General features: G+C 46.8%; 9 protein-coding genes. All 9 read right to left on the bottom strand.

The window, feature by feature from the left end:
* Positions 1–84: 84 nt before the first annotated feature.
* Positions 85–546 (bottom strand): ferritin family protein, encoded by a 462-nt coding sequence (locus Q1Q15_RS14965; RefSeq protein ID WP_300461529.1) that lies wholly within the window; start codon positions 544–546, stop codon positions 85–87.
* Positions 547–690: 144 nt separating this feature from the next.
* Positions 691–1,821, bottom strand: coding sequence for a hybrid sensor histidine kinase/response regulator (locus Q1Q15_RS14970; RefSeq protein ID WP_300461531.1), 1,131 nt, complete (start codon positions 1,819–1,821; stop codon positions 691–693).
* A 15-nt stretch (positions 1,822–1,836) separates the two neighbouring features.
* On the bottom strand, positions 1,837–4,137 hold the full coding sequence (locus Q1Q15_RS14975) for an ATP-binding protein (RefSeq protein WP_300461534.1): 2,301 nt from the start codon (positions 4,135–4,137) through the stop codon (positions 1,837–1,839).
* Positions 4,134–5,000, bottom strand: coding sequence for a CoB--CoM heterodisulfide reductase iron-sulfur subunit B family protein (locus Q1Q15_RS14980; protein WP_300461537.1), 867 nt, complete (start codon positions 4,998–5,000; stop codon positions 4,134–4,136). Before Q1Q15_RS14980 ends, Q1Q15_RS14975 begins: the two co-directional genes overlap by 4 nt.
* A gap of 1 nt (position 5,001) precedes the next feature.
* The gene (locus Q1Q15_RS14985; RefSeq protein ID WP_300461540.1) at positions 5,002–5,547 is read right to left on the bottom strand and encodes a 4Fe-4S dicluster domain-containing protein; all 546 of its coding nucleotides are present in this window, start codon (positions 5,545–5,547) and stop codon (positions 5,002–5,004) included.
* Between the two features lie 80 nt (positions 5,548–5,627).
* On the bottom strand, positions 5,628–9,062 hold the full coding sequence (locus tag Q1Q15_RS14990) for a response regulator (protein WP_300461543.1): 3,435 nt from the start codon (positions 9,060–9,062) through the stop codon (positions 5,628–5,630).
* 47 nt (positions 9,063–9,109) lie between these two features.
* Positions 9,110–10,252 carry a 4Fe-4S dicluster domain-containing protein gene (locus Q1Q15_RS14995; RefSeq protein WP_300461546.1) on the bottom strand — a complete coding sequence of 381 codons (1,143 nt, stop codon included), beginning with the start codon at positions 10,250–10,252 and terminating at the stop codon, positions 9,110–9,112.
* Between the two features lie 19 nt (positions 10,253–10,271).
* Entirely contained in the window at positions 10,272–10,694 is a 423-nt protein-coding gene (locus tag Q1Q15_RS15000) for a hydrogenase iron-sulfur subunit (RefSeq protein WP_300461549.1), read from the bottom strand.
* A 10-nt stretch (positions 10,695–10,704) separates the two neighbouring features.
* Positions 10,705–14,133 carry an FAD-dependent oxidoreductase gene (locus tag Q1Q15_RS15005; RefSeq protein ID WP_300461550.1) on the bottom strand — a complete coding sequence of 1,143 codons (3,429 nt, stop codon included), beginning with the start codon at positions 14,131–14,133 and terminating at the stop codon, positions 10,705–10,707.
* Between the last annotated feature and the right edge of the window lie 28 nt (positions 14,134–14,161).

Here is a 14,161-nt window from a genome sequence, read left to right on the forward strand (position 1 = left end):
CCAGATGGATGCTTTAGGATAAACGAATACCCCACAGCAAGCCGTGGGGTATTCCACTCAAAAAAATATTCAAAAAGGCATTGCCTACCAGACTTCGGGATAGGCCACGTCCATAAAGCTTTCTTCCATTTTGAATTTATGATTCCGCTCCATGGCAGCAAGATCCATAAAAACTGCTTTTAATTCTTGATCATCGCAATTTTCAGCCAGGGCTGTATAATTCTTCATGGCAAGCTCTTCATTTTTCATGGCAATCCCTATGGCACCCTTAAGGTCCATGTCTTCATTTACTTCAGGCATTTCAATGGTTTCCGACACTTTAAAATCCTTGTCAAAATTAAAGAAAGCAGTGTCCATTTTTTCTCTGTTCAAGATGCCTGTGAGCATTTTTTCATGTTTTTTTTCTTCCCCGGCAAATTTTTCAAACAACTCTTTGAGATGAGCGTTCTTGATCCTCCTGGCAACCTGTTCATAAAATTGTTTTGCCGCGATTTCAGCGTCAATGGCATCTGAAATCACTTGTTTATATTTTTCCAAATTCATCATCACCCTCCATATGTACCCATGCAGTGTTTATAAATCAGTTTAAGCCTGTGGTGCAAAGAAATCATATGGGGTCTATATTACCCCATAAAAATAATGACCGCAAGAAAAACTCAGGATGAACATGACCCAATGGAGAATCATTAATCAGGTATCATCCGGCAAGATTATTTTAAAGTCGGTTTCTTTTCCTTTTTTAGACATCACATGGATGGATCCCCCATGCTGTTTGATAATGGAGTTTGAAATATAAAGGCCAAAGCCGGTTCCTTTTGTCCCTTTTGAAGAAAAGAACAAATTAAATATTTTTTCTTTTGTTTGAGTGTCCATGCCGCAGCCATTATCGTGAATGTGAAACACCAGTTGATCTGTCTTTTTTAAAATTTCAAACCGGATAACATGCTCTTTTTTATCCCCATCCGCCAGGCAGGCATCAATGGCATTGTCTAAAATATTAATCAAGGCTGCCATGAAAAATTCTTCGTCCAGGCGCATGGTTTCAGGGCACTGGGTATCATTGCAATGAAAGGCGATGCCTGTTCCTTTCAGTTTCAATTCAATCGTTTGTTTGATCTGACCCATAAACCCCCTGGTATCAATGACGGTCCGATTGAGTTTTCTTTCCTTGGAATACAATAAAATATCCATGATCATCTTCTTTATCCGCTCAATGGCCTGTTCGAGCAGGTCCACACCCTCCTGGACAGTATTCGTATCCTTTTTTTTCAAGCCGGATCGCACCACATACACCCCCCCGTCAAGATTGGTCAACAGCCCCTTGATATTATGCGAGATGGTGCCGATCATCAATCCCAGAGAAGACAAATGGTCGGCCATTTTGGACTTTTCAAGGATGAGAAGTTCAAGTTTTTGAGTGTATTCCAAAAGTTTTTGCCGTGAGATAATTTTTTCAACGGCCTTTTCAACGGCGATTTCAAGGATATCCACATTGATGGGTTTGGTGATAAAATCGATGGCCTCATATTTGAGACTGCGAATGGTCAGGTCCATGTCCCCATGCCCGGTGATCATTAACACTTCTGTTGCCGGATTTTCGCGTTTAATCTGTCGTAACAATTCAATACCGTTCATCACCGGCATTTTAATATCGGTAATGACAATATCCGGTTGTTTCGATTTGAATATCTCAAACGCCTTTTCACCATTTTCAGCAAGAAAGACGACATATCCGATATCCATCAGTGCAATTTCAAGAATATCCCGGATATCTTCTTCATCATCAACAATTAATATGGACACCTGGCTTCGATCAATCATGTTCCCTCAATTCGGTTACGTTTCGTATACAATATCCTCTTCAGATGTATCCGGCACGGGAAAGGATAACACGAAGATCGCTCCGCCCTGTTTTCCCTGCTCGACCTGAATTGTACCGGAGCACTCTTTGATAATGCCGTAACTGATGGACAGCCCCAGACCGGTCCCCTTTCCCACTTCTTTGGTGGTAAAAAACGGTTCAAACAGCTTATCTGCGGTTGCTTGCTGAATCCCGATACCGGTATCGTGAATTTCAATGGTAACCATATCCTCAATAATTTTGGTGATGATGGTAATCCTGTCAACACCCCCAGGTCTTATGCCTTCTTTTTTCCATTTTTCTTCAATGGCATCTTTTGCATTAATCACAAGATTGATAAATACCTGTTCAAGCCGGTCCGGATCGGCCAGTATTTCCGGCAAGTCTTCATTTTTATCCCAGACAACATCAATGCCATGAATTTTAAGCTGCTGGTTAAACATTTCAAATGTTCTTTGGAGGACACTATTCACATTCGTTCGAACCAGTTTGATTTCCGATTTCCGTGCAAACTGGCGCATGTGATGAATGATCTTTTCCGCCCGGTCCACATTGCTGTCAATTTTCAAAATCAGCTTGTGAAAAATATCCTTATCAATTTTCTCATTTTTCCGCATTTTTTTCATACAAAAACTGCTGGAGGATTTAATCACCGATAAGGGCTGGTTCAATTCATGGGCAATCCCGGTTGACATTTCACCCAGGGTGGCCATTTTACTGGCGTGCATCATATGCTGTTCTGTTTTAAGCCGCCGGGTAATATCATTTATGGTAACCAGCAGCACTTTCTGGCCGGAATATTTAGACGGCGATACCCACATATCAACATAGATGAATCGCTCCCGGGCAATGAGGTGTTTCACCTTGTTGATTTCCTGGCCAGACTTCATTTTTTTAATCAGCTCTGCTTTTTCCTTTTCGATAAAGAATTCGGAAAATATTTTTTTTAATAAGGCATTTTTCGAATACCCATACACTTCAACCGCTTTAATATTGCAATCCAGGACCTCAAAGGATTGAAACTCGATTACAAACACAGGATTTGAAATATTGTTAAATATGGCATGATACTTTTCCTCAGAGCTTTTAAGCTCTTTTTCAAGCCGTCGCCTCTGGGTGATATCAATGCTCATCTCCATGGCGGCAATGATATTTCCGTCTGCATCTGTTATGGGAGAGGTAATAAACATCCAGTAATTCTTTTCACCATTTTTCCCCATGCCTTCGGCCTGGCCATAATGAGATTTTCCATCCATAAAGGTTTTTTCAACCGGACAATTGATGCATTTTTGTTCCAGGCCTTTATAGGCATGATAACACAGGGATCCGGGCTTGGGATCAAACCTGTCCTGGAATACCTTATTCCATCTTAACAACCGATAGTCTTTGTCCTGAACCGTAATCATGCAGGGGGCGGTTTCAAAAAGTGACTGGTATTCGTTTCTCTGCTTTTTTAATTCTGCCTGATCAAGACCGATCCGGGTGCCCATTTTTTTTATGGCCGTACTGAGAAGACCGATTTCATAATCATTTCCAATATCAATAGCCTGGTTGTAATTCCCTTCCGCAATTTTCTGGGTCCCCTCAATCAGCTTCTTGATCGGCTTTTTTACAAATTGTAAAATGGAAAAAAAAATGATCACAGATATGATGAAAATAGTCGAAAGCGCCAGCTTGATGATCCCCTTTTCAAGTTTCAACATTTGATGGTCTGATTGCTCAAGGGAAACCACCACATCAAGTGACCCCAGTATCTTTTGATGCCCGGGATGAAAATGGCACTCCGTGGCACAGCTGGGCTCATTGCAGATGGGCTGAACAATCCCCAAAAGCCTGTGGCCCTTTTCAGATCGAAAAAACCGTGTCCGCTGCGCCAGCCCGATTTGATCCGATGGCGGGTTCTGATGATGGCAAATCTCACAGGCCACTTCCTTGATATCAACAAATGTATCGATTTCTTCTTCCTGATTGGTAAATTTTATCTGACCCTCTTTATTGTATATTCGAATCGTTTCTATTCCCGGCTGGGTGGCAATATTATTAATAATCTGTGTAATGTCATCCCTTGAATTCAGCATCATGGCATAATGGGTGCCAAGCTTGATGGAATTTGACAGTCTGTCCGTACTGTCCATAAGGGTTTTCATCATCTGGGTCCGGATATGATTGATATTGAAGTATGCCCAGGCAGAAATGGAAAGAACAACCGTCAGTCCGACAATAATGATCAGTTTTGATACAAGGCTGTGTCTTAAATATTTAACAAAATCACTCATATGGCCTTTTCAGTGAACGCACGGGTATTGGAAAGATTTAAATCCAGCCGGACATCGGTCAACGTCTTTCCCATGGCAAGACCTAAAAATTGTGGCAGAAATAGAACCGGTATATCAAGATCAAGCCCTTCTTTATGAGATATCTTTTTCTGGTTGCTTTCAAGGTTCATCTGGCACATGGGGCAGACCGTTAAAATAGCATCAGCCCCATGGGCCGCTTTCAATATATTTCCCACAAGCGCCATGCCGGCTTCCGGTTTTGTGCTGGTATTGGATGCACCACAGCATTGCCCCCCCATATCCCAATCAAAAACGCTTGCCCCTGTTGCCTGGATCAATGCATCCATGGAATGGGGATCTTCCGGATCATCAAAAATCTTGAAAGGCCTTAAGCACTGACATCCATAGTAGGGTGCGACAACAAGATCCTTCATTTTATGGTGAGACCCTGCTTTAATTTTTTCGATATCCACATCATTTGAAAGAACATCCAGCAGGTGCCGGACCTTCATCTCCCCTTTTAGAACAAGATCCTCCTCGGCAAGTACGGTATTAATTTTTTTTAATAGCGGCTTGTCCTTTTTGATGATTGCCTCGGTTTTTTTAAGATTCAGGTAACAGGCACTGCACGGCACAAGGATCTCTTTTGAGCGGTTCATTTTTTCTGCCAGGGCCAGATTCCTTGCCGGCAGCACATAGGACAGCAAATGGCTTTGGGACTCCGCTGCAGTCGCCCCGCAGCAGCTCCAATCCTCAATTTCTTCCAGTTGAACACCGGCCGCTGCCATTAACAGCCTTGTGGAAATATCATATTCAGCTGAAGTGCCTTCCAACGAACAGCCCGGGTAATATAGATAGTTCATCTCATCCCTCCAGTTCGGCAACTTTATTGAACAATGCAGTTAATTTCCCCTTGCTGCCGAAGGGAAATTCAGGGTGGACCTTTCCTTTGGACAACAGTTTAAGTCCCAAAACGGCGTAGGCGAACGGCAACACAGGATTTTTCATTGCCATAAAATACTGGGTCATAAATTCCATTTCCTTGACCCTTCCATGTTTTTTAACACTGTCCAGAAAAGATTTATAGAAAAGGGAAGATCGTCGGAACTGCTTTAATTCCAATTTTGATGCTGCTTGTTTCAACAGGCTCATGGCAGCGGTCAGCTCAAGCCCCCGGGGACATCTTAATGTGCAATAATAGCAGGAGGAACACATAATAAAGGATTTGCTTGAAAAAATTGCGTCCATATGATCTGTCAGCAGCAACCGCCACATATGCCTGGGGGTGATGTCCATGAATTCAGTATTCGGACAGGATGCTGTGCAGGTACCGCATTGAATGCAGGTGCCGACCATTTCCTTGGCCGTTTCAGTCATTGCCAACAGACGATCATTCGTTGTCTGCCCCATAATATTTCCCCTTTTTATTTTTATGATCACCTCATCACTTGATCTTCTCTACAACACGCCGGCCCGGGTCACTGAACATATCACGACAAAGCCATATCAATAGCATCCAGCATCTGTTGACTGCCAAGCCCCTCTAAAACAGCAGAACCGCTGGGACAGACAGCCGCACACACGCCACATCCCTGGCAGGCAGCCGGGTCGATCACAATTTTTTCTTCCAGGCTGTCAACAAACCGGGCACCATAGGGACACGTATCCACACACATCTCACACAGACTGCAGGTCGCGGTACGGGTCGTTGCCACGGTTTTCCCGGACACCAGCCGTTCATGGGCAAGCACCCGGACAGCCCTTATGGCTGCAGCTTCGGCTGAAGAAACAGCTTCTTCAATGGTACATGGTTTTAATGACAACCCACAGGAAAAAACCCGGTAATTCATGCTGTCCACCGGTCGAAATTTTGAATCCGCTTCCTTAAAAAAATGGAAACCATCCAGTGCTGCACCATATTGATCTGCCAGTGCTTCGGGAAGATCCGGCAAAATCCCCGTCGCATGGATAACACAATCGGCCTCAATCTCCACAGGCATATCCAGCAGGAGGTCATGGGTTTTAACCAAACAGTGGCCGTCCGTAAATTCCGTCACGGGTTTGTTTTCCAAATCATACTGGAAGAAAATCACCCCAAGGGTTTTTGCCCGGGTATAATAGTCTTCAAAGAATCCATAGCTCATCATGTCTCTGTAAAGGATATAGACCTGGGTATCCGAATTTTTTTCTTTCAGGAAAAGCGCATTTTTCAATGCCCTGATGCAGCAGATCCTGGAGCAGTAATTCCGTCGTTCATCCCTTGTTCCGGAACACTGGATCATGACAACACTGTTCAATTGTTCCGGATGTATGGTTTGATCCTGAATGGCCATCTCAAATTCTTTCTGGGTGAACACGTTGTACTGGGAATCCCCCACAGCCGGTTCAAGGGGGGCTTGATTTCCCCCTGTGGCCAGAATGGTCACCCCGTGTAAAAGTGTTTGGTGCCCTTTGTCCTCATGTTGTAACACAGTGGCAAATTCTCCCGGACGCTGGGCAGTGCTCGCCACCCTTGTCTGTTTGTGAATCGTAATCTGCTCGTGGGACTCAAGTCGTTTGACGCATTCGTCCAGATACGCCTGGATATCCAGGCCGTCAACGGTCTTGTCCATCCACAAGAGATTCCCGCCAATGGACTCCCCTTTTTCGATCAGGTCCACATGGTATCCGCAATCCGCGATGGACAGGGCCGACGTGATACCTGCGATCCCCCCCCCAATGACCAGGGCGGCCTGATTGGATGCAACCCGTTCCATTGGCACGGGATTTTTAAACCGGGACTTTGATATCAAAATCTTCAACTCTCTTTCAATCCCCTGGGTGGCCTCCCGGATGTGTGACCCGGGATATCGTTTTAAAACAGACACCATATCCATTGTTTCAATAAGGTTTGAAGCGAGTCCTGTTGATGTTTCAAGTTGTTTGATTTTTTGTTTGTGACTGCAGGACAGACATGATCCCAGGACAAGCCGGTTGGGCATTTTTTTTTCAATCATCTCTATTAAAGTTGTCCATCCTTCTTCTGTGCAGAGGTTATCCATTATTTCCAGGGATTCGATTTCCGGAATTCTGGCCAGACCCGCCTCTAGAACTTCAACATCAAGCTTTTTAGAAAAATCACTGCCGCAACGGCACAGCACCGTTAAAATTCTTGGCGTTTCCCTGGCCAAATCCACTGGTATTTCCCCATCACTTTCAGGACGTCTCCGTTTCCCGGCAGCGTGCATGACTTTACAGGCACCTAACGCTGCAGCAGACGAACAGGTAACCGATTCACTGATATCCTTCAGTCCGGAAAGAGATCCGCCGGATAAAATCCCTGCCCTTGATGTCCGGGTCATTGAAAACGGCTGGGTTTCAATAAATCCCCAGGCGTTCGTGCCGATACTGTTTTTTGCGGCAAGGTCTGCCATCTGTTGATTCGGTCGCTGGCCGGTGGCCAGAACCACCAGATCAAAATCCTCTTCATGCACAATGCCCCCAAGATCTACATATCGGGCATGGAGACCTTTGTCTGCATGTTGACTGTCCTGAGAAAGGGAGTGGATCCTTGCCCTGACAAACCTGACCCCCTTTTCTTCCTGGGCAGTCAGCCGATAGCCGTCAAACGTCTTGCCAATGGTTCTCATATCCATGTAAAAAATCGTGGTTTCAAGATCCCGGCCAAACTTTTCTTTGGCCAGGATGGCTTCTTTTATGGAAATCATGCAGCAGACAGAGGAACAAAAAGATGCCCCGGAATGGACATCCCGGGATCCCACACATTGAATCCAAGCCATTTTTCGCACGGGTTTGCCGGTTTGTGGATGCAGCAGCCTGCCACTACCGGGGTCTAAACCAGGCCCGGTACCGCTGATGAGCCGTTCAAACTCCAGTCCGGTTATCACCCCCGGCAGAACACCATATCCATAAGAATTTTTTCCCAGTTCAGGACGAAAAAATTGTGTCCCCCCGGAAAGAATAAGGGCATCGACCTTTTCAACCCGTGCTTCAGCAATTTCAAATTCATGATAAATTTTCACCACCATGGAAATCAGCACATCCGGATCAAACGGCTTGGTCAAATAATCCAGCGCGCCCTGCTTCATGGCGCCCACAGCGGAATCAACCTCGGCATACGCGGTCATCATGATAACACAGAGATCCTCGTTGATCTGTTTTGCCTTGGTCAAAAGCGCCACCCCGTCCATACCCGGCATCTTGATATCGGTGAGCATCATATTGAACGATTGGGAACCCATCAGGTCAAGGGCTGTTTGTCCTGAATCCGCGGTTGAAACGGAAAATCCCTCTTCCTTGAGCCATTCTTTCATGGAGTCCCGAACGATTTTTTCATCATCCACCACCAGGATCTTAAACGTTTCCCTGTCCTGTTCTATAAACTTGACAGCCCCTGTGGGACATATTTTTTCACACTCCCCACACCGGGTGCATGCTGCGTAATCAATGGTGTAGGCATTGGCAAAAGACTGGGGACTTGGCAGATAAATCGCCTTTCTTTTTGTCAATCCTTCATTAAATGCATCATTGACAAAAACAGGACAAACCGTTTCACATTCTCCGCACCCCGTGCACAAGTCCGGATCAATCAAGGAAGGGGTTTGCTTGAGGGTTACGGTTAAATCACCCGGTTCTCCTTCAACAGATATCAGTTCCGTTGACAAAAGAATGTCAATATTTTCATGGACAAGCCCCTTTCTCAAACAATGCTGGGAAGACCTGTCCCTGTCAAACATGGGCAGCATACGGCAATATCCGCAGGTGGATGTGGGAAACTGGTGATCAAGCTGACACAGAAGACCACCAATGTGATCTGATGTGTCAATGAGGAGAACCTTATAACCGGTTTCAGCCAGATCCAGTGCAGACCTGATACCGCTCAACCCCGCCCCGGCAACCACTGTTCTGCCAATTGCTTTATTCATTTTACCCCCCGAAAATTTTTTTCATAACGATTCAACGTAATGTTATTCTATTCTTCCCTTGCAATACCCACGGTATTCTCAAACTCTCGCTCATAAAAAACAGACAACGGAGGCGATTCATTCTCATCTGTTCCCGGTGAATATTCAAAAGCTGCCTGGGTCAGCCGGGCCACGCTCTTAAACAATTGGAAAACATTTATATCGCTGGGGCAGGCATTGGAACACTGACCGCATCCGACACAGGCATGACTCATGTGGGCCATTCGGGTGAGATGATAAAAGGTCGTATCCGTGGGCAGCTTGATGCTGCCTTTTTTTTCTGCCCACTGATGATATTGAACCGGCTGATGATGAAACACATCGGTATTAAAGACACACTCTTTACAATAGCAGACCGGGCACATGTTCCGGCAGTTATAGCAATTGATGCACCGATCAAAAAAAGCATTGAGCTTCACAATACTGTCTGTCCTGTCTGTGATATCTTCAATCATTGCCGTGTTGGCCGTTGAATTCCCCTCTTTTATCTGCTGTATCCTCTCCTCCCGCCTGGCCGGGGCTGTGGCTTCCGGCAGGTTCAGACGTCCCAGGACCTGTTGACCGGCTTCAGTCTCAGCTGTCACCACCATACCATCTGAAAGGTCAACACCATGCAGCAGGATATTGATATCCGTGTTAACGGGAAACGGATGCTCACAGGTATTACAGGCACTGCTGAATTCAAACCCGTTCAGCGTATCATTGTTGTCTGAAAAAACCGTTTCAATATAGGCATCATCCGCCAGGGGTGCTTGTTTGGCATACGCCGCATAATCTGACGAGGTCAGTGCTTTAGGACAATCCATGCCGATCAGGATCAACTCCTGGCGGGAGCCTTGTTTGAGCTTTATCAGTTCAATAAACGCACGGGTTTCACAAGGCCGCAGCAATACCGCTGTTTTCCGTCCCGATGCCTTATATGAAAGACGGGATACCATCCTTGCCGAATTAAGGGGAAACGACGGGCTTAACGGCACGGCATTTTCCAGTTGAGCCGGATCTGTCACCAGGGACGGCATAATGGACGTTGACGCATTTAATCTGACCGGCAGAAAAAGGGCATCAATCTCCTGCATTTCCAGGAGCTGTTTAAAAAACTGCTGCAACCCTTTGGCAGAACTGTTATCCTCACGCTCTATTTTAGTCATCATGGCAATGATTTCCTTTCCATCATATGGCCTTGTTCAATCTTGTCTGAGAAGGCCCCATTTCAATTATTTGATCATTTATCTGCGTCATGATTTCGGCAAATTCGATACCATCGCTTGCCCCGATCCATGTCAGCCGCAACCGATCCTTTTCAATGCCAAACCGGGGAAGGATTTCTTTTAATAATTTAATCCGGCGTCTTGCCTTGTAGTTACCATTGATGTAGTGACAGTCGCCCGGATGGCAACCGCTTATCAAAACGCCATCTGCGCCTTCAAGAAATGCCTTGATCACATATTGCGGATCGACCATTCCCGTGCACATGACCCGGATCAGGCGGATGTTTGTGGGGTAAGACAATCGTGACGTCCCTGCAAGATCCGCAGCCGTATACGTACACCAGTTGCAGACAAAAGCGATGATAACAGGTTCAAATGGTTCCATTTTATTCTCCTTAAAAAATACCGCTGATTTCGGCAAAAATCTGTTTTGGGGTAAAATGTCTGCTGGATGCGGCGCCACTGGGGCAAAACCCGGAACAGCTCCCGCATCCCTTGCAGATGGCTTCATTGACAACCGACACCTGCCGTCTGTCGTCAAACTCAATGGCTGAATACGGACAAAGGCTGATACAGGTTTTACACCCCACACAGATATCAGGATCTATATAAGAAATGGTGGGCGAGATATCAACCTGGCCCCTGGCCGCAAGGGACAAGGCTTTTGCAGCCGCTCCCGATGCCTGGGACACCGTATCCGGTATGTCCATGGGCTTCTGGCAGCATCCGCAGAGGAAAACCCCTTCTGTTGCCGTATTCAAGGGGCCCAGCTTGGGATGTTCTTCAAGAAAGAACCCGTCTGCCCCCTGGTTGACGCCAAACACCCGTCCCACATCTCCGGTATCTTCTCTGGCCTGGATGGCGGTGCAGAGAATCACCATGTCCACGGGGACCCGAAGCAGTTCCCCTAAAAGGGTATCTTCTGCAATGGCGATCAATTTCCCCTGTTCCGAAGGATTACGGGCTTTATCGGTTATCTGGGCCACTTTTCCCCGGATAAAAATTGTTCCCTCTTCCTGGCACCGTTTATAAAATTCTTCATACCCTTCACCAAAGCACCGCATATCAATGTAAAAGTCATAGACCTTGGTGTCATGTCCCACTTTTTCTTTGATCAAATGGGTATATTTTAAGGCATACATGCAGCAGACCCGGGAGCAGTATTCGTGAAAATTCACATCCCGGCTCCCGACACAATGAACAATGGCCACACTTTTCGGTGATTTTGTAAACGCATTATTCTCATCCCGGATCAAAATTTTACCGCCGGTGGGACCGGTGGCATTGCTTAACCGTTCAAATTCCAGGGCAGAAAACACATTGGCAAACCGGCCGTACCCGAATTGTTTCAGGGGGGTGGGTTCCAAAGCGTCATAACCGGTGGCAAGGATGATACTGCCGGCATGTACCTGGATGGTTTCTTCTTTCATAAAATGATCAATGGCTTTGGCCTCGCAGACACTGACACATTCCATACATTCACAGCAGGTCGCACAATTCAGGCACCGCTGCGCTTCTTTTACGGCCTGTTCTTCCGTCAGGGTTGCTTCAACTTCTTCAAACGACTGAACCCGGTGTTGCGGATCAACCGAAAGAACCTGCACCCGGTGTTCAACCGCCGTATCTAAGGGGATGTCCGCATAATTTTCAGGTGTCACCCCCGGATGGAACATATCGTCCGCTTGATCCATTTCAACCTTGTTAATATAATTATCAATACCAACGGCTGCTTTTCTTCCCTGGGCAATGGCCTCTATGACCGTTGCAGGTCCTGTGACCATATCGCCGCCTGCAAAAACCGTTTCCAGGGAGGTTTGCAGGGTCACCGGATGGGTCTTTATCCGGTTGTAGGGGGTGATCTCAAGGTCGGGCATTGAATCCGCCCAGGACAGATCTGTTCGCTGACCAATGGCCGGAATCAGGGTGTCACAGTCAATAACAAATTCAGAGCCGGGAATATTGACCGGTCGCCTGCGCCCGGAGGCATCTGCTTCACCCAATTGATTTTTTATACATTCAATGCCTTGAATCCTGCCATCCCTGCTGATAATGCCGATGGGTGCCGTCAAGGTTAAAATATGAATGTTTTCCTCCATGGCCCCGATAATTTCTTCCTCATATGCCGGCATTTCCTCCCGGGTTCTCCGATAGAGAATGGAAACATCACAGTCGCCGGTCCTTTTGGCACACCTTGCCGCATCTATGGCCACATTACCGCCGCCGACGATCATCACCTTTCGTCCACAATCTGTCTGGCGGCCCAGGTTCACATCCCGTAAAAAGGTCACGGCATCCATCACCCCTTTTGTCGATGCTTCTCCATCAAGGCCGAGGGAGAGAGATTCATGGGCACCGGAACTTAAAAAAATGGCAGAAAAGCCCGCCTTTGTCAGGCTCGCATATGTCACATCCGTTCCAAAAGCCGTGTCGGTGACAAGGGTGATCCCGTGGGCCAGAATAAAGTTAATTTCTCTGTCAAGCACTGCTGCCGGAAGTCTGTAATCCGGTATCCCGGTTTTCAGCATCCCGCCGGGAACCGGCAATCGCTCAAAAACCGTCACCCGGTATCCCTTGAGACGCAGGAAATAAGCAGCCGTCAACCCGGCGGGCCCTGCACCGATGACGGCAACGGTTTCTTCCCGATCCATAATATCAGGGATGTCTGCAGTCTCAAAGGCTGCCCTGTCAGCAGCAAATCGTTTCAGCTCTTTGATGGCAATGGGTGCATCCACTGATTTTCGCCGGCATTCGGCTTCGCAGGGATGGGGGCAAACCCTTCCCAACACACCAGGGAACGGGGCTTTCTCCATAATCAGCCGGGCGGCCTTATCATATTTCTTCTGACCGATCAGTTGAATATATCCCTGGACATTAATCCCGGCAGGACAGGTTAACCGACAAGGGGCAAGATCTCGTTTCTCAATGTTATAGGTAATGGGGATTGCCTGGGGAAACGACCGGCCAATGGCCTTTCTTGATGCCATACCCACATCCCAGGGGTTGGGGATGGAAACAGGGCACACAGTGGCACATTCACCACAGCCCGTGCACAGGTCCTGTTTAATGTATCGTGATTTTCGCCTGACATCCAATGTAAAGTTACCGATAAACCCTGAAACATTGGTGACCTCACTAAAGCTGAGCAGCTCGATATTCGGATCTTGACCCACTTCCACCATTTTGGGGGTGCCGATGCAGGCGGCACAATCAAGGGTGGGAAATGTTTTGTCAAATTGAAGCATATGACCGCCAATGGTGGTCTCGCGTTCAATCAAATATGCTTTGTGACCTGAATTCCCGATATCAATGGCCGCCTGCATGCCCGCAATCCCGCCCCCAATGATCACCACGTTGGGATTTACACCGGATGTTTTTGTTTCAAGATGGGTATGAAACTTCACCCGTTGAATGGCAGCCGTCACCAGGTGCTTTGCCTTTTGGGTGGCCAGGGATTCATCCTCAGTCACCCAGGAGACCTGTTCTCTGACAGAAGACATTTGGAAATAATACGGATTGAGCCCTGCCCGTCGGCAGGTTTCCATGAAGGTTTTTCCGTGAAGTCTGGGCGAACACGATGCCACCACCACACGATTCAGTCCCAGTTCCCGGATATCTTTTTCAATCATGGCCTGACCCGGTTCTGAACACATAAATTTATAATCCCTTGATACCGTAATCCCTTCCAGGGTCTTCACATAATCTCTGACAGATTCAACATCCACCTTGCTGGCGATATTCAACCCGCAATGGCAGATATAAAAACCGATCTTGCAGGGTTGAACGGTCAAACGGGCAGTCTTTCCAGGGGCAAACTTTCCAGACATGGTACCTCCAATATGATTGATATTGTTT

It is taken from the genome of Desulfobacula sp., from assembly GCF_030145145.1.
In the GTDB taxonomy this organism is placed as follows: domain Bacteria; phylum Desulfobacterota; class Desulfobacteria; order Desulfobacterales; family Desulfobacteraceae; genus Desulfobacula.

What these genes read in the sequence shown, in the direction of transcription:
- Q1Q15_RS14965 (WP_300461529.1), bottom strand. Translation starts at nt 546, where the DNA reads ATGATGAATTTGGAAAAATATAAACAAGTGATTTCAGATGCCATTGAC.
- Q1Q15_RS14970 (WP_300461531.1), bottom strand. Translation starts at nt 1,821, where the DNA reads ATGATTGATCGAAGCCAGGTGTCCATATTAATTGTTGATGATGAAGAA.
- Q1Q15_RS14975 (WP_300461534.1), bottom strand. Translation starts at nt 4,137, where the DNA reads ATGAGTGATTTTGTTAAATATTTAAGACACAGCCTTGTATCAAAACTG.
- Q1Q15_RS14980 (WP_300461537.1), bottom strand. Translation starts at nt 5,000, where the DNA reads ATGAACTATCTATATTACCCGGGCTGTTCGTTGGAAGGCACTTCAGCT.
- Q1Q15_RS14985 (WP_300461540.1), bottom strand. Translation starts at nt 5,547, where the DNA reads ATGGGGCAGACAACGAATGATCGTCTGTTGGCAATGACTGAAACGGCC.
- Q1Q15_RS14990 (WP_300461543.1), bottom strand. Translation starts at nt 9,062, where the DNA reads ATGAATAAAGCAATTGGCAGAACAGTGGTTGCCGGGGCGGGGTTGAGC.
- Q1Q15_RS14995 (WP_300461546.1), bottom strand. Translation starts at nt 10,252, where the DNA reads ATGATGACTAAAATAGAGCGTGAGGATAACAGTTCTGCCAAAGGGTTG.
- Q1Q15_RS15000 (WP_300461549.1), bottom strand. Translation starts at nt 10,694, where the DNA reads ATGGAACCATTTGAACCTGTTATCATCGCTTTTGTCTGCAACTGGTGT.
- Q1Q15_RS15005 (WP_300461550.1), bottom strand. Translation starts at nt 14,133, where the DNA reads ATGTCTGGAAAGTTTGCCCCTGGAAAGACTGCCCGTTTGACCGTTCAA.